Source organism: Nocardia sp. NPDC049935 (assembly GCF_055586645.1).
Genome location: NZ_JBVJHV010000004.1, coordinates 601,462 through 625,002, shown reverse-complemented (window position 1 = coordinate 625,002; position 23,541 = coordinate 601,462). Strand labels below are relative to the sequence as shown.

The 23,541-nt window shown below is 70.4% G+C and carries 25 protein-coding genes; 6 read left to right on the top strand and 19 right to left on the bottom strand.

From position 1 onward, the window contains the following. Nucleotides 1-59 precede the first annotated feature (59 nt). The gene (locus ACZ6SF_RS19725; RefSeq protein WP_466063578.1) at nt 60-734 is read left to right on the top strand and encodes an AzlC family ABC transporter permease; all 675 of its coding nucleotides are present in this window, start codon (nt 60-62) and stop codon (nt 732-734) included. After that, a complete protein-coding gene (locus tag ACZ6SF_RS19720; protein WP_466063577.1) occupies nt 731-1,054 on the top strand; it encodes an AzlD domain-containing protein in 324 nt (107 codons plus the stop codon). Before ACZ6SF_RS19725 ends, ACZ6SF_RS19720 begins: the two co-directional genes overlap by 4 nt. Nucleotides 1,055-1,083: 29 nt before the next feature. On the opposite strand, the gene ACZ6SF_RS19715 is transcribed toward ACZ6SF_RS19720, so the two are convergent. Both ACZ6SF_RS19715 and ACZ6SF_RS19710 read right to left on the bottom strand, forming a co-directional pair. Further along, the gene (locus tag ACZ6SF_RS19715; protein ID WP_466063576.1) at nt 1,084-1,575 is read right to left on the bottom strand and encodes a pyridoxamine 5'-phosphate oxidase family protein; all 492 of its coding nucleotides are present in this window, start codon (nt 1,573-1,575) and stop codon (nt 1,084-1,086) included. A gap of 57 nt (nt 1,576-1,632) precedes the next feature. Continuing rightward, nucleotides 1,633-2,205, bottom strand: coding sequence for a TetR/AcrR family transcriptional regulator (locus ACZ6SF_RS19710; RefSeq protein ID WP_466063575.1), 573 nt, complete (start codon nt 2,203-2,205; stop codon nt 1,633-1,635). Nucleotides 2,206-2,286: 81 nt separating this feature from the next. Here ACZ6SF_RS19710 and ACZ6SF_RS19705 point away from each other — a divergent pair, with 81 nt between their 5' ends. Further along, a complete protein-coding gene (locus tag ACZ6SF_RS19705; protein ID WP_466063574.1) occupies nt 2,287-3,519 on the top strand; it encodes an FAD-dependent monooxygenase in 1,233 nt (410 codons plus the stop codon). 32 nt (nt 3,520-3,551) lie between these two features. Here the strand turns inward: ACZ6SF_RS19705 and ppc are convergent, their stop codons facing one another. The 6 genes from ppc to ACZ6SF_RS19675 all read right to left on the bottom strand — a co-directional run bounded on the left by ppc (nt 3,552) and on the right by ACZ6SF_RS19675 (nt 10,488). Beyond that, a complete protein-coding gene (ppc, locus tag ACZ6SF_RS19700) occupies nt 3,552-6,410 on the bottom strand; it encodes a phosphoenolpyruvate carboxylase (protein ID WP_466063573.1) in 2,859 nt (952 codons plus the stop codon). 111 nt (nt 6,411-6,521) lie between these two features. Then, on the bottom strand, nt 6,522-6,941 hold the full coding sequence (locus ACZ6SF_RS19695) for a VOC family protein (protein ID WP_466063572.1): 420 nt from the start codon (nt 6,939-6,941) through the stop codon (nt 6,522-6,524). Between the two features lie 101 nt (nt 6,942-7,042). Next, nucleotides 7,043-7,741 (bottom strand): hypothetical protein, encoded by a 699-nt coding sequence (locus ACZ6SF_RS19690; protein WP_466063571.1) that lies wholly within the window; start codon nt 7,739-7,741, stop codon nt 7,043-7,045. 111 nt (nt 7,742-7,852) lie between these two features. After that, nucleotides 7,853-8,425, bottom strand: coding sequence for a GNAT family N-acetyltransferase (locus ACZ6SF_RS19685; RefSeq protein WP_466063570.1), 573 nt, complete (start codon nt 8,423-8,425; stop codon nt 7,853-7,855). A 227-nt stretch (nt 8,426-8,652) separates the two neighbouring features. Then, on the bottom strand, nt 8,653-9,843 hold the full coding sequence (locus tag ACZ6SF_RS19680) for a Cmx/CmrA family chloramphenicol efflux MFS transporter (RefSeq protein ID WP_466063569.1): 1,191 nt from the start codon (nt 9,841-9,843) through the stop codon (nt 8,653-8,655). 288 nt (nt 9,844-10,131) lie between these two features. Further along, nucleotides 10,132-10,488, bottom strand: a complete 357-nt coding sequence (locus ACZ6SF_RS19675; protein WP_466063568.1) for a PNPOx family protein — start codon at nt 10,486-10,488, stop codon at nt 10,132-10,134. A 248-nt stretch (nt 10,489-10,736) separates the two neighbouring features. Here ACZ6SF_RS19675 and mscL point away from each other — a divergent pair, with 248 nt between their 5' ends. Next, complete coding sequence (gene mscL / locus ACZ6SF_RS19670) at nt 10,737-11,183, top strand: large conductance mechanosensitive channel protein MscL (protein WP_466063639.1); 447 nt, start codon at nt 10,737-10,739, stop codon at nt 11,181-11,183. 36 nt (nt 11,184-11,219) lie between these two features. On the opposite strand, the gene ACZ6SF_RS19665 is transcribed toward mscL, so the two are convergent. The 4 genes from ACZ6SF_RS19665 to pheS form a co-directional block, all read right to left on the bottom strand. Next, complete coding sequence (locus ACZ6SF_RS19665; RefSeq protein WP_466063567.1) at nt 11,220-12,257, bottom strand: hypothetical protein; 1,038 nt, start codon at nt 12,255-12,257, stop codon at nt 11,220-11,222. A gap of 40 nt (nt 12,258-12,297) precedes the next feature. Next, nucleotides 12,298-12,810: a hypothetical protein gene (locus ACZ6SF_RS19660; protein ID WP_466063566.1), complete on the bottom strand. Its 513-nt coding sequence runs from the start codon at nt 12,808-12,810 to the stop codon at nt 12,298-12,300. A 66-nt stretch (nt 12,811-12,876) separates the two neighbouring features. Further along, entirely contained in the window at nt 12,877-15,378 is a 2,502-nt protein-coding gene (pheT, locus tag ACZ6SF_RS19655; protein WP_466063565.1) for a phenylalanine--tRNA ligase subunit beta, read from the bottom strand. Nucleotides 15,379-15,406: 28 nt separating this feature from the next. Next, entirely contained in the window at nt 15,407-16,480 is a 1,074-nt protein-coding gene (gene pheS, locus ACZ6SF_RS19650; RefSeq protein WP_466063564.1) for a phenylalanine--tRNA ligase subunit alpha, read from the bottom strand. Nucleotides 16,481-16,649: 169 nt separating this feature from the next. Between pheS and ACZ6SF_RS19645 the strand changes: the two genes are divergently transcribed. After that, nucleotides 16,650-17,936 carry a glycosyltransferase 87 family protein gene (locus ACZ6SF_RS19645; protein WP_466063563.1) on the top strand — a complete coding sequence of 429 codons (1,287 nt, stop codon included), beginning with the start codon at nt 16,650-16,652 and terminating at the stop codon, nt 17,934-17,936. Nucleotides 17,937-17,971: 35 nt separating this feature from the next. On the opposite strand, the gene ACZ6SF_RS19640 is transcribed toward ACZ6SF_RS19645, so the two are convergent. After that, nucleotides 17,972-19,426: an MFS transporter gene (locus ACZ6SF_RS19640; protein WP_466063562.1), complete on the bottom strand. Its 1,455-nt coding sequence runs from the start codon at nt 19,424-19,426 to the stop codon at nt 17,972-17,974. A 124-nt stretch (nt 19,427-19,550) separates the two neighbouring features. Between ACZ6SF_RS19640 and ACZ6SF_RS19635 the strand changes: the two genes are divergently transcribed. Next, nucleotides 19,551-20,093: a TetR/AcrR family transcriptional regulator gene (locus ACZ6SF_RS19635; protein WP_466063561.1), complete on the top strand. Its 543-nt coding sequence runs from the start codon at nt 19,551-19,553 to the stop codon at nt 20,091-20,093. A 21-nt stretch (nt 20,094-20,114) separates the two neighbouring features. Here ACZ6SF_RS19635 and ACZ6SF_RS19630 read toward each other — a convergent pair whose 3' ends face one another. The 6 genes from ACZ6SF_RS19630 to infC form a co-directional block, all read right to left on the bottom strand. Then, nucleotides 20,115-20,939, bottom strand: coding sequence for a TrmH family RNA methyltransferase (locus tag ACZ6SF_RS19630; protein WP_466063560.1), 825 nt, complete (start codon nt 20,937-20,939; stop codon nt 20,115-20,117). Between the two features lie 21 nt (nt 20,940-20,960). Then, nucleotides 20,961-21,437 (bottom strand): SRPBCC domain-containing protein, encoded by a 477-nt coding sequence (locus ACZ6SF_RS19625; protein ID WP_466063559.1) that lies wholly within the window; start codon nt 21,435-21,437, stop codon nt 20,961-20,963. Further along, nucleotides 21,427-21,771, bottom strand: coding sequence for an ArsR/SmtB family transcription factor (locus tag ACZ6SF_RS19620; protein WP_466063558.1), 345 nt, complete (start codon nt 21,769-21,771; stop codon nt 21,427-21,429). The genes ACZ6SF_RS19625 and ACZ6SF_RS19620 overlap by 11 nt, the downstream gene beginning before the upstream one ends. A 127-nt stretch (nt 21,772-21,898) precedes the next feature. Further along, complete coding sequence (rplT, locus tag ACZ6SF_RS19615; RefSeq protein WP_033245214.1) at nt 21,899-22,279, bottom strand: 50S ribosomal protein L20; 381 nt, start codon at nt 22,277-22,279, stop codon at nt 21,899-21,901. Nucleotides 22,280-22,392: 113 nt separating this feature from the next. After that, nucleotides 22,393-22,587 carry a 50S ribosomal protein L35 gene (gene rpmI / locus ACZ6SF_RS19610; RefSeq protein ID WP_466063557.1) on the bottom strand — a complete coding sequence of 65 codons (195 nt, stop codon included), beginning with the start codon at nt 22,585-22,587 and terminating at the stop codon, nt 22,393-22,395. Between the two features lie 143 nt (nt 22,588-22,730). Beyond that, a complete protein-coding gene (infC, locus tag ACZ6SF_RS19605) occupies nt 22,731-23,357 on the bottom strand; it encodes a translation initiation factor IF-3 (protein ID WP_466063638.1) in 627 nt (208 codons plus the stop codon). Between the last annotated feature and the right edge of the window lie 184 nt (nt 23,358-23,541).

Here is a 23,541-nt window from a genome sequence, read left to right as displayed (position 1 = left end):
GCTCCATAAGTCCATCGTTCGATTTGACGAACACCTCGGGGGTGTTCACCATACTAGTCATGCGTTCGTTATGGCGAACAGTCGATCCGGGAACCCGCGCGACGATCGGACTCCTGTGTGCCGCGGTGGGCGTGATCGGCGTGTCCTACGGCGCCACCGCCACCGCCGCCGGATTTCCGGTCTGGCTGCCCCCGATACTCGGAATCCTGGTCCTCGCCGCCGGTTCGGAGATGTTGTTCCTCGGCATTCTCGCGACCGGCGGCAGCGCGGGCGCGGCGCTGGCGGCCGGACTGCTGGTGAACGCCCGCCACCTCACCTACGGCCTGTCGATTCCCACGGTGCTGGGCACCGGATGGCGGACGGCCGGGCGCGCCCATCTGCTCAACGACGAAACGGTCGCCCTCGCACTCGCCCAGCCGACCCCCTTCCGCGGCCGGGCGGCCTATACGGTCTGCGGCGTCGGCATCCTGCTCACCTGGCCGCTCGGCGCCCTGGCCGGCGCGCGGCTCGGCACCCTGCTCCCCGACCCCGGCGCGTTCGGCCTGGACGCCGTGTTCCCGGCCGTCCTGGCGGCACTGGTACTGCCCGCCCTGCGCGAGCCCGCCGTCCGGCGGCCCGCGCTCACCGGCGCCGCGCTCGCCCTGGCCACGACCCCGTTCCTGCCCGGCGGCCTGCCCGTCCTGCTCGCCGTGGCGGGATCGGCGGCCGCGATCCCGCGACGAGACCGGCGATGAGCGCCACCGGACCGCTGCTCGCCGCCGTCGCGGCACTCGCGGTGGGGACCTTCGCCTTCCGCATCGCCGGACCGCTGCTCGGCGCCCGGGCGACCCTCGGCCCGCGGACGAACACCGTGCTGCGGACCGCCTCGGTGACCGTGCTGGCCGCGCTCCTGGTGACCACCACCCTCACCGAAGGTCACGGCGCCGCGGGCTTCGCCCGGCCGGCCGGGGTCCTCGTCGGCGGCGTTCTCGTCTGGCGGCGGGTCCCCCTCCCGGTGACCCTGCTGGCCGCCGCCGGAACCACGGCGGGGCTCCGGTTCCTGGGTGTGCCCTGAGCCCTCGCCGTCCCGTCCGGCGCGCCCGGTTACCGCTTCTCCACCACCCGCTCCCCCTCGCCCGGCTTCCAGATGGTGACCTTCAGCAGATCGTCACCGACCTCCACCGCCGACGCGGACGTGAGATCCGCGACGAAGAAGTGCTCGAAGGGCTGGTCGCGCAGATCCATACCGCTGTCCTCGAACAGGTGCTGGGCGAAACGGGCGTGCAGCGCGGTATCCGGATCGTCGATCACCGTGCCGAACAGTTTCGCGTCGCCTTCGGCCACCATCGTGTCGACCGTGGCGGTATGCAGGCAGAAGCGGGCGTCGCGGGCGAGGTCGAGGAATTTGGTGGTGCCGGGCATTCCGACGATCACCAGCTTCTCCTCGAAGATGATCGGTTCGACCGGGCTGATCCGGGGATAGCCGTCGGAACGCAGCGTGGCGAGCATGCACAGATTGCTGGTCGCGATATGACGGCGCCGGAAGATCTCACTGATGCGCGGCGCCTCCGCGGTGAAGTCGCTCCAAGTGGTCATAGTGCCGAACCTACGACGCCCGGGTGACATCGTGGGCCATCCCGGGCCGGAATCGGCCTACCGGTCCCCTCGTCCCGCCGGTTCGAGCCCCAGCGCCGCGCACGACGCGTCGAGCGCGGCCGCGCGCAGTTCGGCGACCGGCGTATCGGCCAGCAGGACGAGGCAGTCGCCGAGACCGCCCAGCGCGACGATGGCCCGCGCCCGCGCCGCGATACCGGCGTCCGCCCCCACCAGCAGCGCGGTGAGGCGCCGGCGCCAATCCACCACATTCCGGAGGAACCCCAGTTCACCCAGCGGGGCGGCGTCGCGCAACAGGAGCGCCGTGACGGCACGGTGCTCGTAGGAGATATCGAAATACCGCCCCAGCAGGCTCCGGGCGTCCACCGGCGTATCACCGGACCGGGCCTCGTCGGCGGCGATCATGGTCTCGATATCGTCCACCAGCGGCTGCATCAGGCTGCGCAGCAGATCCTCGCGCGACGAGAAGTGGTAGTAGAGCGCGGGTTTGCTCAGTTCGAGCCGTTCGGCGATCTGGCGCAGGCTCGTTTCCTTGATCCCGCGTTCGGCGAACAGCGCCAGAGCGGCGGCCTGGATGCGCTCGCGGGTTTCGGTGGATCGCGGTCGGGGCACGGTCCTCACTCTAGCGCGCCGACCGCCCGGTAAGTAAGATAACTTACCGACCGATAAGTAAACGAACGGCGGGGTGCGGGTGTGAAAATCTTGATATCGGGCGCGAGTGTGGCCGGTCCGGTGCTGGCCTACTGGCTGGACCGCTTCGGTTTCGATCCCGTGGTGGTGGAGCGGACCCCGCGACCCCGGCTGGGTGTCGGCGGCCACGCGGTCGACCTCTTCGCGCCGGCCACCGAGGTCATGGACCGGATGGGACTGGTGCCGCGACTGCGGGAGGCGAGCACCGAGGCGACGGTGCTGCGCTACGAGCGGCCGGGCCGGTCCGCGATCGAGGTGGATCTCCGCGATTTCTCCGAGGCCTTCGCCGACGAACGGCATCTGGAGATCATGCGCGGGGAACTGGCGGCGATCCTGCACGAGGCCACCAGCGGTATCGAATACCGCTTCGGCGATTCGATCGCGACTCTCATCCAGGATCCCGAGGGCGTCGATATCACCTTCGACAGCGGGCGCACCGGCCGGTTCGATCTCGTGATCGGCGCCGACGGCCTGCATTCCACGGTGCGCGGGCTCGTCTTCGGACCCGAAGACCGGCTCCGGCACGATCTGGGCGGCTACCTGGCGGTGGGCACCCTGCCGAACTATCGCGACCTCTCCGAACTGACGGTGCTGTACAACGCGGTGGACCGGATCGCGGCGATGTACCCGGTATGGCAGACCGGCGAGGCACGCGCGGTATTCCTGTTCCGCCGGCCCGGCGAACCCGGCTTCGATCACCGGGATATCGACTCCCAGCGGCGCCTGCTGCGGGCGGAGTACGCGAACGAGGGCTGGGAGATCCCCCGGCTTCTCGACGAGATGGATCACGCCGCGGACTTCTATCTGGATTCGATCGGCCAGATCCGGCTCGACTCGTGGTCGCGGGGCCGGGTCTCGCTCGTCGGCGACGCCGGATACGCACCCGGGCCGGCCGTCGGCGGAGGAACCACCCTCGCCGTCGTCGGGGCCTACATCCTGGCACGGGCCCTCGCCGACACCGGCGGCGCACCCGAGGCGGCGTTCGCGTCCTACCAGCAACAGCTCGGCGAGTACGCCCGGCGCTGCGCCGAGGTGGCTCCGGCCGTACTGCGCCGCGGTGTTCCCCGTTCCCGCGCGCAGTTGCGGTTCAGCGAGACGGCGCTGCGAGTGCTGCCGCGCCTGCCTGCGGGTCTGCGCCGCCGGATCATGTCCGGGAGTCCCAGCGCGAAACTCGCCGACTTCACCGTGCCGGCCGCGCAGACCGACCCTTCCCCGGAGCAGCGCACGGCGGGATGAGACTCGGCGTCGTCTCCGGGGGAGGGCGCGGCTCAGCCGGAGTTGCGCAGTGCCGTGGCCAGACCGTTCATGGTCAGCAGGATGCCGCGTTTCACCAGTTCGGAGTCGTCACCGCCGCGCAGCCGCCGCAGCAGTTCGACCTGCATGCGGTTCAGCGGTTCGAGATACGGGAACCGGTTGCGAATCGATTCGGCCAGCGACGGGTTGTCGGCGAGCAGATGGTCGTTACCGGTGATCGCGGCGTGCATGGCCACGGTGCGGGCGTGTTCGTCCTCGATCATCGCGAAGATCCGCTCCCGCAACTCGATATCGTCGACCAGTTCGGCGTAACGGGCCGCGATGGCCAGATCGCTCTTGGCCATCACCTGCGCCAGGTTCGACAGCACGGTCCGGAAGAACGGCCAGCGCCGGTACAGGTCCGACAGCCGCGCCAGCCGGTCCGGATCGCCGCCGACCCACTCCTCGAGGGCAGTACCGGTGCCGTACCAGCCGGGCAGCATCACCCGGGCCTGGCTCCACGCCATCACCCACGGAATGGCCCGCAGATCCGATACCGAGCTCGTCGGTTTCCGGGAGGCGGGCCGGCTGCCGATATTGAGGTCGCCGACCTCCGCCACCGGCGTGGACTGCCGGAAATAGTCGACGAACCCGGGGGTTTCGTGCACCAGCCGGGCGTAGGCCGCCCGGGCGCGAGACGCCAGATCGTCCATGAGCGCGTACGAGGGCTCGGCATCGGCGCCGAGTCCTTCCACATCGAGCAGGGTCGATTCGAGGGTGCCCGCGATCAGCGATTCCAGATTGCGATGCGCCGAACCGCGTTCGGCGTATTTCGCGGCGATCACCTCCCCCTGCTCGGTGAGCCGCAACGAGCCCCGGACCGCGCCGGCCGGCTGGGCCAGGATCGCGTCGTAGCTGCGGCCGCCGCCGCGGCCGACGGTGCCGCCGCGACCGTGGAAGAGCCGCAACCGGATTCCGTGCTCCCGGGCCAGTTCCACCAGTTCCAGTTCCGCCCGGTAGAGCGCCCAGTTGGCGGCGAGGTACCCACCGTCCTTGTTGGAATCGGAATACCCGAGCATCACCTCCTGGCGCATTCCGCGCGCGGCCACCAGATCCCGGTACTCCGGAACCCGCAGCGCCGCGCCGAGAGTCGCCGCGCCCGCCGCCAGATCCTCGATCGTCTCGAACAGCGGAACGATCCCGGCCGGGCAGAACGGCGCGCTACCGGCGTCGCCGGGATCCAGTAGACCGCCTTCCTTCAGCAGCAGCGCCGCCTCCAGCAGATCACTCACCGACGTGCACATGGAAATGATGTAGTTCGGGACCGCTTCCGGGCCGAGCGCTCCCACCACCTCGGCGGCGGCCTCGATGATGCCCAGTTCCTTGGTGGCCAGGTCACTCAACCGCGCGTGCGGGCCCAGCAGCGGGCGGCGCGTCCGCAGTTCGGCGGTGAGCAGCGCGACCCGCTCGGCTTCGTCCAGTCCCGCGTAGTCGGGGTGCACCCCCGCCCAGGCCAGCAGTTCGGCGACCACCTGTTCGTGGGTTTCGGAGTTCTGCCGCATATCCAGGCCCTGCAGATGGAACCCGAAGGTCTCCACCGAATGGCGCAGCGCGGCGAGACGGTCGTCGGCGAGCAGCCCGTCACCGCTGTCGCGGAGCGAGGAGTCCACGGCGTCGAGATCGTGCAGGAGTTCCTGAGGGGTCGCGTAGATCCGGGCGCCCGCCGCGGCGCCCGGGGCCGCGAATTCCCGCAGCGGCGCACCCGCCGCCGCCCCCGAGAGATCGGCGGTGGATCCGGGCACCGGCACCCCCGCCGCGATCGCCGCCTCCGGCCCCAGCGCGGTCAGCGCATGCAACGCCGTGGCGGTGAGCCGGGACCGGATACCGTACAGGGCCCGCCGATACGGTTCGTCGGCGTAGGCGTCCGGGTCCGGGTAGCCGCGGTCGGACAGGGCACGCAGCGCCGGGGAGACCGCCACCAGCCGGGCCGAGAGCGCGAGGGTCTTCTCCAGGCCCACCAGTTCGCGCAGGTAGCGTCCGAAGGCCACACCGGCGGCCTGCCCGGCCGCTGTGCGCACCACTTCGGCGGTGACGAAGGGATTGCCGTCCCGGTCGCCGCCGATCCACGAACCCGGCCGCAGAATGGGTTTCGGCAGCAGTGTCCGCCCGGGCCAGCGTGATCCCAGCGCCTCCCGGACCCCGGCGTTGATCGCGGGGATCACCTCGAGCAGGGTGAGTTCGTAGTAGCGCAGCCCGACCGCGATCTCGTCCTGGATCCGCAGCCGGGACAGGCGGATCAGCGCGGTCCGCCACAGCGTGAGCACCTGGCGGCGGATCTCGTGCTCGATCTCGGCGGCTTCGGCGCCGTCGGCGCGCCGGCGCCGACGCATCAGTTCGGTGATCCGGCTCTGGGTGTCGAACACCGTGCGCCGGCGGGTCTCGGTGGGGTGGGCCGTGATCACCGGCGAGACCAGGGCGTCGGAGAGCAGTTCGGCGACCCGCTCCCCCGTGACCCCCGCCGCGTCGAGTTTCCGGTAGGTGGCGGCCAGCGAGGAATCCTGGGGCGCCTCGCCCGCCGACTCGTGTGCCGCGCGGCGCCGGTCACGCTGGATGTCCTCGGCGAGGTTGGCCAGCAGGACGAAATAGCTGAAGGCGCGGATCAGTGGCAGTGCCACCGCGATATCCACCCCCGCCAGCATTTCGCCGACCGCGCTGCGCTCCACCTCCTCGCGCCGGACCCGGAAGGCCTCCACCCGCACCCGCTCGACGAGATCGAACACCTCCGCGCCCTCGTGGTCGCGAATCGTATCGCCGAGTACGCCGCCGAGGAACCGGATGTCCTCGCGCAGCGGCCGGGTCGCGTCGTTTCCTGTACCGGTCTGCGCATCGCCCATGATCGGACAGTATGGTCGGCCGCGGCCGGAACGGCTGTGATGACGCACACGAGGGCCGGGGTGCGTCGGTCGCGGCGACGCCGCTGCCGCGACCGGGCCCGGATACCCGGGTCAGCCCAGCGGCTGTGAGAAGCGCAGGAAATTGCCCCAGGGATCGGCGAACCCGCAATCACGGACACCGTAGACGCGGTCCTCCGGTTCCTGGGTGACCCGGGCACCGGCGTCCCGCAGCCGTGCGAAGGTCTCGTCGACGGATTCGGTGAGCAGGATCAGGGTGCCGTGCGCACCCGCGTCCAGACGGCGCCGCGCCTCCTGCCGGGCCGCCTCGTCGGGCACCATATCCGGCGTCTCCAGGATGAATTCGATTCCCGGCTGCCCCGCCGGCCCCACGGTGACCCACCGGATCGGCCCCAGCGGGGTATCCGCGCGCACCTCGAGTCCCACGACGTCGCGGTAGAACTCGAGTGCCGCCTGCTGATCGCCGACCAGCAGCGCCACATGCGAGAGTGCGAGATCCTTGCCAGTACTCATATTCGCTCCTTCATCGGGTGGGGCCGGGTCCGTCCCGGCGGGGCTCGACGCCGTACCCGGCCGGCGCGAACATACGTGCAGACGGCTTCGCGGACACGAACTCATCGCCGCGGGCGGCCCGCTTCCGAGGGGTCGCGGTCGTCCGCCTGTTCCCGGGCCGCGCCCGACAGCCGGAGCGCGGTCGCGACGATTCCCGCCATGAACAGCAGTTCCGCGCAGTTGGTCAGCAGCATCGGCGGCATAGCGCCCGCCACCAGGAGCATTGTCACCGTGGTCACCGTCCAGAGCCGGTATCCGCGCGCCCGCCACACCGCGACGGCCGCTACCAGCACCACGAGCACGGTGACGATCACCGGCAGCACCCCCGCGAGCGAGGACTCGCGGGCCGTGTACCGCACGGTCCCCGCCCATTCCACCGGCATCAGATCCAGGTGGATCAGTTCACCGAACACCCCCAGGGCGATGACCGCGGCGGTCACCGCGTAGGCCGCCGTCCGCACACCCGCCCGGCTAGCCCCGCCGACTCCGGCGCGCGCGGCGGCAGCGGCGGACCACGGAATGAGCAGCGGCGTCAGCACGATATGCGCCACGAACCGGGGCACCGACCACAGCTCGAGTACCTCGCCCGCCCCCAGCAGGCGTCCCGCGGCGAGCACCCCGTTGTCGTAGACGAGGGCCGCGGCCACCAGGGCGGGCACGAGCAGTATCGGATCACGGGTGACCGCGCCACGGCGGCCGCAGAGGCAGACCAGCACGAGATGGCCGGCCGCGAGCAGGGCGAACACCGACGAGGCGAGCACGACGCTCCTTTCCGCCCGGCGGCCCGGGATCGCGCCCACGATACTTCCGTCTCGCCTCCGGTCCGGCGCGCGGCCGAGTTCACCGAATCGGATCGGCCACCCGGCCGGCCCTCATCGCGCCCGGCGCGATCCCGAACGCAGAACCGCCGACGCCCGTACGAGCCCCGGGCGTTCCGGAGTATGCAGCGCCTTCTCGAACCGGAACCGGCGTCCCCGCCGCCCCGCGGTCGCGGGACCCGATTCGGTGTATCCGGCGGCCGTGTACAGGCCGCGGGCCTCCGGCTGCCGGTCGCCGGTGTCCGCGAGCACCTGCCGGTAACCGAGCCGGATCATCTCGGCCTCGAGTTCGGCGAGCACCCGGCTCGCCAGTCCGCGACGGCGCTGTGCGCGCTCGGTCCAGACCCGCTTCACTTCGGCTGTGATCCCGTCCACGCGCCGGAAGCCGCCGCCGGCCACCGGCTCCCCGTGCTCGACGAGGACGAGCAGATCACCGTGCGGCGCGATGAATTCGGCGGGCGGGCGTTCCCGCATCCGCCGGTGGATCGCACCGGCGGTACCGCCGTATCGCGCGCTGTATTCGATCGCCAGTTCGGCCAGTACCGCCGCGGCCAGCGGATGGTCCGCTCCCACGTGGTAGACCCGTGGGCCGCGCGCCCGTTCATCGATCGCCACCGGTGTGCTCACACTCGTACCTCCATCACCCCTGGCCGCAGTGCCACACCACTCGGCCGTACCGGATGGTGAGATCGAGATTATCGAAAGCCGACCGCCGGGGCACCGATTCGAGTCACGTTTCGTTCAAGACTGGACACCGTTACGTACCGTTCACACCATCGTCCGTTTACCGGACGGTCACCTACGGCCATCGGTCCGCGGCCGGCGACGGTCGGCGCCGGCCGCGGACCGGTCTCCTACCGTCGCGCCGGCAGCGACGTGTCCGGCGTCGGCAGCGCGGCGGCGGAGAACACGCCGCGGGAGGCGACCACGACCATCAGCGCCCCGGCCACCAGCACACCGGCGACCCACAGCGGGCCGGTGACGCCGAGCCAGGAACCGTACGCCGCCGCGGCCGTCACCGGTCCCACGGCCGCGCCGATGTTCAGCGCCGCGGTCGCGTAGGAGCCGCTCATCGTCGGCGCGTCCGCGGCCTCGTGGAGGACCCGCGCGATGAGCGTGCTACCCAGCGCGAAGGACAGCGCGCCCGCCGCGCAGACAAGCGCCAGCAGCGGCGCGGGCGATCCGGTGGTGAGCGCGGCGCCGGCCCATCCCGCGCAGAGCACCGGTCCGGTGACCGCGACCACGAGCCCCGGCCGGCGATCGGAGAAACGCCCGGCGGCCGTGACTCCCACGAAGGAGCCGGCGCCGAACAGCATCAGCGCTACCGGCACCCACAACTCCCCCAGCCCGGCGGCCTCGGTGAGCACCGGAGCCAGGAAGGTGAAGGCGCCGAAGGTGGCCGCGTTGACCGTCGCCGCCGACACCGCCACCACGAGCAGCCGTGGCCGGATCAGCACGGCCAGTTCCGACCTCAGGGCCGGCGCCGCGCCGGCGATCCGGGGCCGGGCGGGCAGACCGCGCAGCACACCGGCCGCCGCGGGGACACAGATCAGCGCGACCGCCCAGAAGGCGGCCCGCCAGCCGAGCAGCGCACCCACCAGCGCACCGCCGGGTACGCCCGCGACGGTCGCCACCGTCGTCCCGGACAGCAGCACGGCCAGGGCCCGGCCCTGTTTACCCGGCGGGACCAGTGCGACCGCGGCGGTGAGCGCGAGTGCCAGGAAACCGGCGTTCGCGACGGCGGCCACCACGCGGGTGGCGACCAGCACCGGGAAACCGGTGGTGACCGCGCCGGCGATATGGGCCGCCAGGAACAGGCCCACGAATCCCACCAGCCCCGACCGCTGCGGCCAGCGGCGGGCCAGGGCCGCGGCCAGCGGTGCGCCGACGACCATTCCGAGGGCGTACGCCGAGGTCAGCCACCCGGCGGTGGGGACACTCACGCCGAGATCGGCGGCGATATCCGGCAGCAGGCCGGCCAGCATGAATTCCGAGGTTCCCATGGCGAACACCGCCACGGCGAGTAGATACAGAGACAGAGGCATCGAACGGCTCCGAGGTGAGGAGAGACAGGAGAATTCGTCTCGTCACCCCGGTCGGCCGGCGCGCCGTACGGCACGACAGCGCACTGTCACGCGGTAGCGCGGCGCGAGATCACGCGCACCACGGCGCGCACGGCGACACCGCGGAGAACGCGGGGATCGGTTTCAGGGACCGACGGGGGTGACCGGCGGTCCCACTCTGGATGCTTCCGGGCTCGACACGACGGTCAACGTACCGGCTCGGCACCGCGACCGCACCGGGTTTTTCCGGCGGACCGCCGCCGGCGGCCGTCAGGCCGGATCGTCGAGCCGGACCCGCACCGTGACCCGGCCCTTCTCGTCCCGCCCCGACACGGCGTGACCGCGGCGCGCACCGTCGCGGAAATGCAGCAGGATCGGCGCGCCGTCGCCGCCGAAATTACGCCACCAGGTCTTCTTGTCGGGCATGGCGACGCCGATCACGAACTCGTCGCCCTTCTTCACGTAGTTCACGGGAGTCCGGAACACCCGGCCCGACCGCCGGCCCACGTACTCGACCTCCACGAACCCCTTGCCCAGCAGCGGCCCCAGGACGGGGGCGCCCATCAGGGCCACCACCGCCGCGTTGAAACCCCGCACGGCCCGGCCCACCAGCGTCGTCGATTGCATGGATTCCTCCTGGTCGGTAGCCGGTCGGCCGGGACGGATCCGACCCTAGCGGGTCGGCGGCGGGTTCGCCTGTCACCCCGGGCCGGGGCACCGGAGGGCGCCGACCTGCACCACCCCGGGTTTGCGAACCGGTCTCCCGGCTGCGACCATCACCTGCGGCGTGGCCGGGAGCAGGTCGGCGGGCACCGCTCACCTTCCCGCCGCCGGGGCCGACCGTCGGAAATATCGTTCGATACGGAGTGACGCTGATGCTCAAGGGTTTCAAGGACTTCCTCATGCGGGGGAACGTCATCGATCTGGCCGTCGCGGTGGTGATGGGCACCGCGTTCACCGCCATCGTGACGTCGGTCACCAAGGGCGTGCTGGAACCACTGCTGGCCGTACTCGGCAGCAACGGCCAGCTCGGCTTCGGGATCACCCTGGTCTCGGGCAAACCCGCGACCTTCATCGCGCTGGGCCCGATCATCAGTGCCGCCATCAATTTCGTCATGGTCGCCGCCGTGCTGTACTTCGTGCTGATCCTGCCGATGAAGACCATGCAGAAACGCTTCTACGCGCGCAACAACGTCGAGGCCGAACCGTCCACGCCGGCCGATATCGCGCTGCTCACCGAGATCCGCGATCTGCTGGCCGAACGGGCGGCGGCCGAAGGCAAGGACGCCGGAACCGACCGGGTGCGTACTCCGGTCACCTGATTCGCGGGCCGCTGCCGACGGCGCGAAATCCGGGAATCAGCCCGCGGGCGCGAGGATTTCCAGGACCTCGTCGGAGTAGTAGAACGGCTGCAGGCGTTCGCGGATGAGCTTGTCCAGCACCCCGTCCCGTTTCGCGGCCTCCACCACCGCCGGACCGTAGCGCAGGATCTCGGTGACGATGTCCTCGCCGGTCAGGCCCAGTTCGGCCAGGACCTCCGCCAGGGTGTGGTCCCGGTACTTCTCGTGGAACACCTGGACGCATTCGTCCACCAGCAGGCCGAAGTACTCCTTCTCCCGCGTGGTCACCGCGATGTGATAGCACAGCCGGACCAGTTCGCCGAGATCCTGTTTGGTGAGGTATTCACGCAGACCGCTGATCGGCTCGTCGGCGTGCAGATCCCAGAACTCCATGGTGGCGTCGTGGACCGGGGCGTCACGCAGCATCTCGCGGATGGCGTTGTTGGTGCGCTTCAACGCGTAGAGCGCGCCCTTGCCGGCGATATCGCCCAGGATGGTGTTGCTCTCGGCGACCTTGCGGGCGCGGTCGGCGGCGGACTGCCCGATGGACATGAGCGTGCCCATCCCGGGGATCTTCTCCGCGCGCTGCCGGTTGGCCTCGACGAAATCGCCGACCAGTTTGTCCACGAATTTGGAGGCGACGGTCGCCACCAGCGGGCTGTCGGTGAGCCGTTCCAGGACCCGCTCCTGGGTCTGGTGCATATCGACGATCTTCTGCAGCAGCGCCTCGACCGGAACACGTTCGACCAACTCGCCGAGCGTGTGGTCCTCGTTGGCGGCGATGCTGTCGTAGATCGCGTCGGCGAACAGGCCGACGGTATCGGCGAGCGCGGCACTGCCGCCGACCTTGTCGATCACGATGGCCACGGTGCGTTCGGCCTGCTCGGCCTGCACCACGTCACCGGCGGGCACGGTCGCGGCGATCTCCAGTACGGCCGCCACGTCACGGGCCACGACCTCGGCGAACCGGTCCCCGCTGACCTCGTCGAGCAGCCACCGCACCTGGGCGTCGAGGAGTCGATCGGCGACGGCACGCGCCGCGGTCTTATCGGTCATCGGGTCCATCCCTTGTCGCTCCGGCGCGGGCCGGGCGGGATCACGACCCTTCGCCCTCGTGCAGGGAGGTGCGGATCTGTTCCAGACGTTCCCGCGCGGCCTGTTCACGCGCTTCCCACTGTTCGTCGGCACCGCGTCCGGCCGGGCTCGTCCGGTCGAGTTCCCGGCCGCCGTGGGCGGTGCCGATTCGTCGCTCGACCTTATCGCGAACCGCATCGAACGTCGGCACACCGTTTCCGGTGTACCCGCCCACCCCGGCGCCGGTACCGGACACCAGCCCGGACAGCCCGCCGGTACCGCCACCGACCTGCGTGGATGCGCCCGCACCCGGGGACACCCCATAGCCGGAGGGCATACCGGTGCCCGGAATCACAGACTGCCCCGGACCGCTCTGCCCGGTTTCGGACAGCAACCGGGTCGCGGTTTCGTACAGCGGGGCCAAGTTCTCCCGGCCCGCGGTGGCGACGATCAGGACGGCCAGCAACTGCTCGTCGGGCAGGGCCGCCAGCCGCGCGGCGAGCGCGCCCGGATCTCCGGCGCTCGGATCACTCATACGACCAGCCTACGACGTCCGGCCCGACGCGTCGGGCGGACCGGACGACCCCGGCGACTCTCCTGTCTAGGAACGGATCACGGCGCCCACCGCGGCCGCCGCCGCGGCCACCGCGGCATCCCGCGCGGCGCTCGCCTCGTCCTCGGTGAGCGTGCGGTCGGGCGCGCGGAACCGCAGCGCGTAGGTGAACGAGGTGCGTCCCTCCCCGGCCTGGGCGCCTTCGTAGACGTCGAACAGGGCGATGTCCTCGAGCAGGTCACCGCCGCCGGAGCGCAGCGCCTCCTCCACCGCCGCCGCCGGAACGTCCTTCGCGACACTCACCGAGACGTCCTGCAGGACCGCGGGGAACGGGGAGATCGACGGCGCGGGACGGGACTCGACCAGCGGCAGCGCGTCCAGGTCCAATTCGAGCGCACAGGTGCGCGGCGGCAATCCGGACCGTTCCAGGACCCCGGGATGCAGCTCGCCCGCATGGCCCACGACCACACCGTCCACCACCAGTTCGGCGCAGCGGCCCGGATGCCACGGCAGGTACGCGCCGGGCCGGCGTTCGACGCGGACCCCGGCGGTTTCGGCGATCACATCGGCCAAGGCGAACGCGTCCGCCGCCTCCGCCGCGCGGCCCGCGCCCCACGGCCCGCGCGGTTCGCGCCGGCCGGTGAGCACCACCGCCACATGCTGCGGCTGTTCGGGCAGCGAGGCCAGCAGTTCGCTGATCTCGCCCTCGGTGGGCCGCCGATCCACGGGCAGCGGATCGACCGCGCGGGTGTCCGGACCGGGCAGCACCACCTGGGCGATGCCGTACAGCGCGAGATCCCGGGAACCGCGCGAGATATTGCGGGCGGCGATCTCGAGCAGGCCCGGCAGCAGGGTGGTGGCGAGTTCGGCCCGCTCGACATCGAGCGGGTTCAGCACCCGGGTGGTGGTCCGGCGCGGATCGTCGTCGTCGAGACCCCAGGTGTCGAACACCTCCGCCGGCAGGAACACCGGCGGCGGTACCTCGACGCAACCCGCGAAGGCCAGCGCCCGGCTCACGGCACGGCGGCGCCGCTGCACGGCGGTCAGCCCGCGCCCGGCCGGCGCCTGCGGCAGCACCAGCGGAATCTGTTCCAGGCCCTCGAGCCGGAGCACCTCCTCCACCAGGTCGGCGGGCTGGGCCAGATCCGGCCGCCAGCTGGGCGGTGTGACCACCAGCTGTCCGTGGCCCGTGGTCTCGTCGACGTCCACCTCGACTTGGCAGCCGATCTGGGTGAGCCGGCGCGCCGAGGTCCCGGGCGCGTAGTGCACTCCGGCCACCCGGTCGGGCAGGTCGATATCCAGGCGAATCGGTTCGGTGGGGTCCAGCGCGACGCGGATATCGGTGAGGGCGGTTTCGACCGTGCCCCCGGCGATCTCGGCGAGCAGCGAGGCGGCCCGGTCGAGGGCGGCCAGATTCAGTTCCGGGTCGACGACGCGCTCGTAGCGTTTACTCGCCTCCGACACCAGTTTGTGCCGGCGGGCGGTGCGGTAGATGAGCAGCGGATCCCAGGTCGCCGCCTCCAGCACCACATCGGTGGTCTCCGCGCCGACTTCGGTGGACGCGCCGCCCATCACCCCCGCCAGCGAGATCACCCCGGTGTCGTCGGCGATCACCACATCCTCTTCGTCGAGTTCGCGTTCGGCCTCGTCGAGGGTGCGCAGCGTTTCACCGGCCCGCGCCCGCCGCACCACCAGCCCGCCGGCGACCTTCGCCGCGTCGAAGGCGTGCAGCGGCTGACCCAGTTCGAGCATCACGTAGTTGGTGACATCGACGGCGGGCGAGATCGGGCGCACCCCGGCCAGCAGCAGTCGCCGCTGCAGCCACCACGGGCTCACCGCGTGCGGATCGATCCCGGTGACCCGGCGCACCCCGAAACGGGTGCACTGTGATTCCGGTTCCACCCGCACCTGCCACGCGTCGGGCCCGCCGGGCAGGGTGCGCACGGCGGGATCGGCGTATTCGAGATCGAAGCCGCAGGCCAGTTCCCGCGCGAGACCGCGTACCGAGAAGCAGTAGCCCCGGTCCGGGGTGATGTTCAGTTCGATGACCGTATCGTCGAGACCCAGCAGCGCATTCGCGTCGGTACCGGGTTCGGCGGTGCCGGGTTCCAGCACCAGGATGCCCGAATGGTCCTTGCCGATACCGAGTTCGGCGACCGAGCAGATCATCCCGTTGGAGGTGTGCCCGTAGGTCTTGCGCGAGGAGATCGCGAATCCGCCCGGCAGCACACCGCCGGGCAGCACCACGACCACCAGATCGCCGACGGCGAAATTGCTCGCGCCGCAGACGATCTCCTGGGGTTCGGCGGCGCCGATATCGACCTTGCAGAACCGGATGGGTTTCTTGAACTCGGTGAGTTCGGTGATCTCGGCGACCCGCCCGACCACGAGCGGGTGTTCGATCTCCCCGCCGACCCGTTCGAGGCTGTCGACCTCCTCGACCTCGAGCCCGACCCGGACGAATCCGGCGTCGAGTTCCTCGGCCGTCACCTCCCAGTCGGGGACGGTGCGGCGGATCGTTTCGGTCAGCCAGGACTGCGCTACTCGCACTGTGAGGTTCGCTCTCTCGATCGGGGGGTCAGGACCGGATACCGAAGGGCAGGGTGAAGCGCACGTCACCCTCCACGATGTCGCGCATATCGGGGATGCCGTTGCGGAACTGCAGGGTGCGCTCGAGGCCCATCCCGAAAGCGAAACCGCTGTACTCGTCGGGATCGATACCGCTGGCGATCAGCACTTTCGGATTGACCATGCCGCAGCCGCCCCATTCAACCCAGCCCGCGCCGCCCTTCTTGTCCGGGAACCACACGTCGACCTCGGCCGAGGGTTCGGTGAACGGGAAGTAGTTGGGCCGGATCCGGGTGGTGGTCTCGGGCCCGAACAGGGCGCGCGCGAACGCGTCGAGGGTGCCGCGCAGATGGGCCATGGTCAGCCCCTTGTCGATGGCCAGGCCCTCGACCTGGGAGAACACCGGCGTATGGGTGGCGTCCAGTTCGTCGGTGCGGAAGGTGCGTCCCGGGCAGACGACATAGATCGGCAGATCCCGTTCCAGCATGGAGCGCACCTGCACCGGGGAGGTGTGGGTGCGCAGCACCTGACGCGACCCGGCCGGGGCGATGTGGAAGGTGTCCTGCATGGTGCGGGCGGGGTGGTCGGGCAGGAAGTTGAGCGCGTCGAAGTTGAAATGCTCGGTCTCCACCTCCGGTCCTTCGGCGACCTCCCAGCCCATCCCGACGAAAACATCGGCGATCTGCTCGGAGATCACCGTGATGGGGTGGCGCGCGCCCACCGGGCCGCGATTCGCGGGCAGCGTGACATCGATGGCCTCGGCGACCAGTACGGCGGCGTCGCGTTCGGCGAGCAGTGCCCGCTGGCGTTCCTCGAAGACCTCCGACACCCGCTTGCGGGCCACGTTCACCCGTTTGCCGGCATCGGCCTTCTCGGACTTCGGCAGCGACCCCAGCGCGCGCTGCGCGAGTGCGATAGGAGATTTCCCACCCATATGCTCGGTTTTCGCGGCGGCGAGCGCGTCGAGATCCGCCGCGGCCGCGAAGGCCTTCTCGGCGTCCGCCGCCGCGGCGGCCAGAGCCTCTTCGGTGAGCGCGGATTCCTGCCCGCCGGTCGCTGCGCCTGCGTCGGTGTCGTCGGCCACGGTCTACTCGTCTCTCCCCTAGGCATCGGTGAGCGGGCCCCGGTCGGCCCCGGCGCCCGTATTGCTGCTGGTGGAATCGTATTCGATGACCGTTGCCCGGTTCACGCCGATATCCCCCGGCGATCACTGCCCGGTACGTGTACACCTCGAACCGGTAAAGTGCCCTCCGATGACGAACGCCCCGACCCGCACCGAGACGCTCGCCGGACGTGCCCGCCAGCAGGCTATCTGGCTGCTACCGCTATTGGCGGTGATCGTGACGTGGGTCTGTATGTCGAGACCCATCGATCCGTTCCATGTGATCAGCGGCCGGTACATCGATCTCGAGGTGTACCGGCTGGGAGTGGAGGAATGGCGATCCGGCGGCGATCTCTACGGGCATCTCCCGGAGACGGCCGCCGATATCAGCCTGCCGTTCATCTATCCGCCGTTCGCGGCGCTGGCGCTGGGTGTCTACGCGCTGCTGCCGTGGACCGCGGCGGTCACCGCCTATCTGGTGGTCTCGGTCGGCGCGCTGGCGCTGACGCTGTTCCTGGTGGCGCGCCAGATCTGGCCGCGCCCCGACCAGCGCCGGACGGCCCTGGTGATCTGCGCCACCGTCACCCCGCTGGCACTGCTGCTGGAGCCGGTCTGGGGAACGCTGGACTTCGGCCAGGTCAACCTGATCCTGATGGGGCTGGTGGCCGCCGACTGCCTCACCCGTAATCCGCGCTGGCCGCGCGGCATGCTGCTGGGTATCGCGGCCGCGATCAAACTGACTCCCGCCGCGTTCGTGCTGTATTTCATCATCCGCAAGGACTACAAGGCCGCGGTGACGGCCGCGATCAGCGGCGCGGTCGCCACGATCATCGGTTTCGCGGTGATGCCCGATGAATCCGTGCGGTACTGGTTCGGCGGTTTCGGCAATGTCGGCGGGCTGAGCGGGTCGGAGTTCCAGACCAACCAGTCGATCCAGGCCGTCCTGGCCCGGTTCGAGATCACCGGGGCGCTGTCCACGGCACTGTGGCTGCTGGCCGCGGTGGCGCTGGTGGCCGTGGCGGTGGCGGCGATGCGCCGGCCGGGGCCACCCCCGATGATCGCGCTGGCGGTCAACGCGGTGGTCGCGCTACTGGTCTCGCCGATCTCCTGGTCGCATCACTGGGTCTGGGTGGCTCCGGCGCTGCTGGCGATGGCCGGTTACGCCACGACGCTGCCGTGGTCGCGGGCGCGCAGCTGGTACGCGGCCGCGGTGGCCACCGCGATCGTCTACGTCCTCGGCGAGCACAACGACCTGCCCGGTAACGACGGCCGCGAACTGGAGTGGTCGGCCTGGGAGAAGGTCATCGGCAACGGCTACGTCTGGTTCAGCATGCTGCTGGTGGTGCTCTATGCCTGCGCCGCACGGCGCCAGCGCGGCCTGCCCTGGGCCTCGGCCACGCGGTCCGGCGGCGAACTGGTCTCGGTACGCGAGAACTGACCGGCGGCGCGGACGCCGCCCCGCCGGTCCACGCGTCAGGCCCGGGTCCGGCCGGGCAGCAGCGCGGCGATGAGCGCACCGGCCGCCACGATCGCCGCGCCCACCCGGACCGCGGGCACCAGTCCGGCGACATAACCCGCCGGGTCGGTGTAGGCCCCGTACGAGGCGAACACCGAGGCCAGGACCGCGATACCCATGGCCACACCGACCTCCCGGACGGTGTTGTTGGTGCCGGAGGCAACGGCCCGGTCGGCCTCGGGAACCGCGTCCATCACCACGGTGGCCAGCGGCGCGAAGGTCAGGCCCATCCCGATCCCGGCCAGCAACAGCGGGGCCACGAAGGAGCCGTAGTCCAGGTCCACCGCGGTGACCGCGGCGATCCAGGCCAATGCGGTGGCCAAGAACGTCTGCCCGGTCACCAGCAGCACCCGGGCGCCGACCCGGTCGATCACCAGCCCCGCCAGCGGCGCCACCACCATGGGCGCCATGGTCCACGGCATGGTCCGGATACCGGATTCCAGCGGGCTGTACCCCTGCGCCACCTGGAAGAACTGGGCGAGTAGGAAAATCGACCCGAACACCCCGACAGAGAACGCGAAGGCGACCAGGTTCGCCACCCCGAAGGCCCGGACGCGGAACAGCCGCGGCGCCAGCATCGGCGCGGCCGCGCGGCGTTCCCAGCCGATCAGCGCGACCAGGAGCACCGCCGACGCGGCCAGTGCGGCCAGCACCCCGCGGGAGGTCCAGCCATCCTCCGCGCCGTGCACGATCCCCCAGACCAGGGCGAGCACGCCACCGGAGGCCAGGACGAGGCCGAGCGGGTCGAGCCGGCCGTCGCCGCCGCGGGAGTCACGCAGCGCCCACAGCACCAGCGGCACCACCAGCACCCCGATGGGCACATTCACCCAGAAGATCCACTGCCAGCTCAGGCCGTCCACCACCGCGCCGCCGAGCAGCGGCCCGAGGGCGACCCCGAGTCCGGCGATACCGCCCCAGATCCCGATGGCGGCACTGCGGAGCCGTTCCGGTACGGCGTCGGAGAGCAGGGTCAGCGACAGCGGCATCACCGCCGCGCCCCCGAAACCCTGCACGATCCGGGCGGCGACCAGCATCGCCGGATCGGTGGCGAGCGCACACGCCGCGGAGGCCAGGGTGAATACCGTGATTCCGGTGACGAAGACCCGCCGCCGGCCGATTCTGTCGCCGAGCGCGGAGGCGGTGAGCAGCAGCCCCGCGAACGCGAGGGTGTAGGCGTTGACGAACCACTGCAGCTCACTGAGCGAGGCGCCGAGTTCGGTGCGGATCACCGGGAGCGCGTTGGTGACGACGAGGTTGTCCAGCGTGACCATGAACATCGGGATCCCGACCGCGGCGAGCACGGCCGCCAGGGGCCGGCGCGGTGTCCGGTCCACCGGCACGTGACCGGCCGGTGTCGCCGCGGGTGGGCGGGGACGGGTGAGAGATATCGGCGGAGGCAGTGTCTCGGTCATATCCGGTCCTTGTTGTAATCGACTGATAACTAGTGTGGATTTCACGGTATGCATCGACTGATAACCTTGTCAAGAGCCCGTCACCACCCCGAGGAGGACCATGCCGGAGTCGAGCAGGATCAGGATGACCGCCGAGGAACGCGGCGCCCAGGTACTGGACGCGGCGGTGTCGGCCTTCGCCGAATCCGGTTACACCGCCACCCGCACCGACGAGATCGCCCGGCGGGCGGGCGTCTCCCAGCCCTACGTCATCCGGCTCTTCGGATCCAAACAGCGACTCTTCCTGGCCGCGGTCGGGCAGGTATGCGATCGGATCGAGGCCATCTTCACCGCGGCCGCCACCGCGGCCGGTGACGAGGAACCGCTGGACGCCATGTCGCGCGCCTACGACCAGTTCCTGTCCGAACGGACACCGCTGCAGTTGCTGCTGCACGCCTTCGCCGCGGCCGGCGACCCCGAAATCGGGCCGATGGTCCGCGACCGCTACGGCCGCATCTACCGGGTGATCCGCGATCTCGGCGGCGCGCCGATCACCGAGACCCGCCGTTTCCTGTCGACCGGGATGCTGCTCACCGTGATGGCGTCGCTGCAGGTGGCCGGGCCCGAGGCCATCCCCGCCGACTGGGCCGGCGAAATCCTCGACGACCTGATCGAGCAGGGCGTCTAGCCGCGACACCGACGGCGGGGATCACCCGCGGCCGAACCGGATCCGGGAATTCGCGTACAGGCAGATGGCGGCCGCACCGGCCAGGTTGAGGCTTTCCGCCCGGCCCCGGATCGGGATCCGGACCCGATAGGCAGCCCGCCGCGCCACCGCCGGGTCCAGTCCGTGGGCCTCGTTGCCGAACAACCACGCCACCGGCCGGGTGAACAACTCGTCGGCGTCGTCGAGATCGATCTCCCCGTCGGCCGCGGTGGCGAGGGTGAGGATCCCGGCGGTCTCGAATCTGGCCAGAACCGCCCGGGTATCACGTTCCCGGGCGATCGGCACGTGGAAGAGACTGCCCGCGGCCGAGCGCACACATTTGCCGTTGTGCGGGTCCACGCTGTCACCGGCGAGGACCACACCGTCGGCGCCCACGGCATCGGCGACCCGGATGAGGGTGCCCGCGTTACCGGGGTCGGCGATCCCGACCGGCACGGCCGTGATCCGCGGCAGCCGCGAGCCCTGCCGCGGCACCACCCGGTCCAGTCCCACATCGACCGGATCGCAGACCGCCACCAGGCCCGGCGGCGTGACGGTATCCCCCAGCGCCGCGGCGGCCCGATCGGTGACCAGGGTGGTGCGCACCCCGTCCGCCTCGGCCCCGGCGATCAGCGCGTGTTCGCGAGCGGCACCCTCCGGCGAGTAGAACAGCTCGCGCACCCGGCCGGTCGCCAGCGCGGCGGCCACGGAGTTGGCGCCCTCGGCCAGGAACCTGCCCGCTTTCTTCCGCGCGGCGCCGCGATGCAGTTTCACCGCGGCGACCACTCGCGGATTCCGCCAGTCGGTCGCTTCTCGTGGGTCGGGCACCAGGAGATCCTAGTGCGGGCCTCATACCCGCACCTCGCCGGCGACGAATTCGGCGAGCTGGTCGGTCACCGTTCCCCACCCGTCCGCGAATCCGAGGTCTTCGTGACGGGCCCGGACGGCCGGGTCACCGTGCCGGACGAGGACGTCGTAGCCGGTACCGTCCGGGTGCTCGCTCAGGGTGATCTCGGCGGTCATCGGGATCTCCGCACCGGAGGCCGGGCGCAGGTCGCTGTCGAGGGCGGTGGTGAAGATCAGGCGCTCGTTCTCCTCGGCGACGAGGAAGCAGGCGTCGAGGTGCGGAACGAAGGTGACGCCGTCCTCGCTCATGCTGGTCACGAACGCGCCGCCGGGGCGGACCTCCAGTCGCCGCACCCGGCACCGGGCCGGGGCCGGCAGCCACCACCGGGCCAGGCTGCCGGGGTCGGTCCAGGCCTGCCATACCCGCGCCCGGGGCGCCCGGATGACGCGATGCAGGGTGAGATCGAGATCAGGGTTCATCGGAGGTCTCCTGTGTGTCGGCGAGGAATTGTTCGAGACGGTCGGTGCGGGATTCCCAGACGCGCCGCTGCGCGGAAAGCCAGTCGTCGAGCTGGTCGAATCGTTCGCGATCGAGCTCGCAATACCGGACGCGTCCGGTTTTGGCGGTACGGATCAGACCGCTGTCCTCCAGCACCCGGATGTGCTTCATGAACGACGGCAGAGTGACCGGTACGTCCCGGGCCAGTTCACCGACGCTGGCGGGCCCGGCACCGAGCCGTTGGACGACCGCCCGGCGTGAGGGGTCCGCGAGGGCGGCGAACACTCGGTCCAGCGTCTGCGAATACTTTGCCATATGGCTAAGTATTAACCCGGCCGGCGGCGGACGCAAGCGCTCCGCGCCGTTCTTCCGAAAAGCACGAAGGCCCCCTCCCGGAGGAGGGGGCCTTCGTGACGGTTCGGGCGTCCGAACCGGAAACGACTCAGGCGGCGGGCGCGTTCACATCGGCCGGCAGCGCGGCCTTGGCGACGGCGACCAGGCCGGCGAACGCCTCGGCATCGGAGACGGCCAGCTCGGCGAGGTTCTTACGGTCGACCTCGACCCCGGCGGCCTTCAGACCCTGCACGAAGCGGTTGTAGGTGATGTCGTTGGCGCGGGCCGCGGCGTTGATACGGGCGATCCACAGCTTGCGGAAATCACCCTTGCGGGCACGGCGGTCCCGGTAGGCGTAGGTGAGCGAGTGCAGCTGCTGTTCCTTGGCCTTGCGGTACAGGCGCGAGCGCTGCCCGCGGTAGCCCTTGGAGGCCTCGAGGATGGAACGGCGCTTCTTCTGAGCGTTGACGGCCCTCTTGACGCGTGCCACTGGTCAGTCCTAATCGATCTTGGGGGTGCCCGGTCGAGCGCACCCGAGTGGGTCGGTTCTTCGGCGTCCGGTCGCGGTTGCGGTACCGGACGGTATCTGCCCCGGAAAGGGGATCAGATACCCAGCAGCTTCTTCACACGGCGGACGTCGGGCGCGGCGACCGACTCCGTGCCGTCCAGACGACGAGTCCGGCGGGAGGACTTGTGCTCGAGCAGGTGGCGGCGGTTGGCCTGCTGACGGCGCAGCTTGCCCTTACCGGTCACCTTGAAACGCTTCGAAGCGCCGCTGTGGCTCTTCATCTTCGGCATGGAAACCTCAATCTGTGTCGTGCCCGCGCAGGGGCGGACCAGGTGTACTGATCAGCGTTATTGCAGGCTCGACGCAATAGCGCTGCGGCGTACGCCGCGGTGTGTGCGGATCGGCGCCGCGGTATGCGGCGGCTACGCCGTTGTCATTGCGCGACCGGCCGACTGGAGTTCGGTGCCGCGCCGCCGGGCTGCGACCGGACCGAATCCTCCGCGGCCTTGGCCCGCGTCTTCGCACCCTTGTGCGGGGCGAGGACCATCGTCATGTTGCGGCCGTCCTGCTTGGCCGAGGTCTCGACGAAACCCAAATCCGCCACATCGGAGGCCAGCCGCTGCAGCAGCCGGAAACCGAGTTCGGGCCGGGACTGCTCGCGCCCCCGGAACATGATGGTGACCTTGACCTTCGACCCCGCCTCCAGGAAGCGCACCACATTGCGCTTCTTGGTCTCGTAGTCGTGATCGTCGATCTTGGGCCGCAGCTTCTGTTCCTTGATCACGGTCTGGACCTGGTTCTTCCGGGACTCGCGCGCCTTCTGCGCGGTCTCGTACTTGAACTTGCCGTAGTCCATGATCTTGCAGACCGGCGGACGAGCGTCCGGTGCGACCTCTACGAGGTCCAGATCTGCTTCCAGGGCGACGCGTAATGCATCTTCAACACGCACGATCCCAACCTGTTCACCGCCGGGTCCGATGAGCCGGACCTCGGGAACACGGATGCGATCGTTGATGCGGGTCTCAGTGCTGATGGGGCCTCCTAGGTCTAGCGGTGTCATCCGACGACCGCTCGAAATGAACCCCTGGTTCAACACGAAGGCCCCGTCGCGGTATTTCGCCGCCACGAGGCCCGATGTCGACCGGTCCGCGCAGGTAGACCACCTGCCGCACGATCACGAGTCACCGTGATCGTGAACCCGCCGTTCGAGGCGGATGACCGGACCGTTTGACCAGGTGATCGCT

Bases quoted from the DNA above. Each gene is read 5' to 3' on its own strand.
- ACZ6SF_RS19725 (WP_466063578.1), top strand. From the start codon at position 60: ATGCGTTCGTTATGGCGAACAGTCGATCCGGGAACCCGCGCGACGATC.
- ACZ6SF_RS19635 (WP_466063561.1), top strand. From the start codon at position 19,551: ATGACCGCCGAGGAACGCGGCGCCCAGGTACTGGACGCGGCGGTGTCG.
- ppc (WP_466063573.1), bottom strand. From the start codon at position 6,410: ATGGGCGATGCGCAGACCGGTACAGGAAACGACGCGACCCGGCCGCTG.
- ACZ6SF_RS19665 (WP_466063567.1), bottom strand. From the start codon at position 12,257: ATGACCGATAAGACCGCGGCGCGTGCCGTCGCCGATCGACTCCTCGAC.
- ACZ6SF_RS19680 (WP_466063569.1), bottom strand. From the start codon at position 9,843: ATGCCTCTGTCTCTGTATCTACTCGCCGTGGCGGTGTTCGCCATGGGA.
- ACZ6SF_RS19715 (WP_466063576.1), bottom strand. From the start codon at position 1,575: ATGACCACTTGGAGCGACTTCACCGCGGAGGCGCCGCGCATCAGTGAG.
- ACZ6SF_RS19620 (WP_466063558.1), bottom strand. From the start codon at position 21,771: ATGGCAAAGTATTCGCAGACGCTGGACCGAGTGTTCGCCGCCCTCGCG.
- ACZ6SF_RS19645 (WP_466063563.1), top strand. From the start codon at position 16,650: ATGACGAACGCCCCGACCCGCACCGAGACGCTCGCCGGACGTGCCCGC.
- ACZ6SF_RS19625 (WP_466063559.1), bottom strand. From the start codon at position 21,437: ATGAACCCTGATCTCGATCTCACCCTGCATCGCGTCATCCGGGCGCCC.
- ACZ6SF_RS19640 (WP_466063562.1), bottom strand. From the start codon at position 19,426: ATGACCGAGACACTGCCTCCGCCGATATCTCTCACCCGTCCCCGCCCA.
- ACZ6SF_RS19720 (WP_466063577.1), top strand. From the start codon at position 731: ATGAGCGCCACCGGACCGCTGCTCGCCGCCGTCGCGGCACTCGCGGTG.
- ACZ6SF_RS19695 (WP_466063572.1), bottom strand. From the start codon at position 6,941: ATGAGTACTGGCAAGGATCTCGCACTCTCGCATGTGGCGCTGCTGGTC.
- infC (WP_466063638.1), bottom strand. From the start codon at position 23,357: ATGACACCGCTAGACCTAGGAGGCCCCATCAGCACTGAGACCCGCATC.
- mscL (WP_466063639.1), top strand. From the start codon at position 10,737: ATGCTCAAGGGTTTCAAGGACTTCCTCATGCGGGGGAACGTCATCGAT.
- ACZ6SF_RS19660 (WP_466063566.1), bottom strand. From the start codon at position 12,810: ATGAGTGATCCGAGCGCCGGAGATCCGGGCGCGCTCGCCGCGCGGCTG.
- ACZ6SF_RS19675 (WP_466063568.1), bottom strand. From the start codon at position 10,488: ATGCAATCGACGACGCTGGTGGGCCGGGCCGTGCGGGGTTTCAACGCG.
- rpmI (WP_466063557.1), bottom strand. From the start codon at position 22,587: ATGCCGAAGATGAAGAGCCACAGCGGCGCTTCGAAGCGTTTCAAGGTG.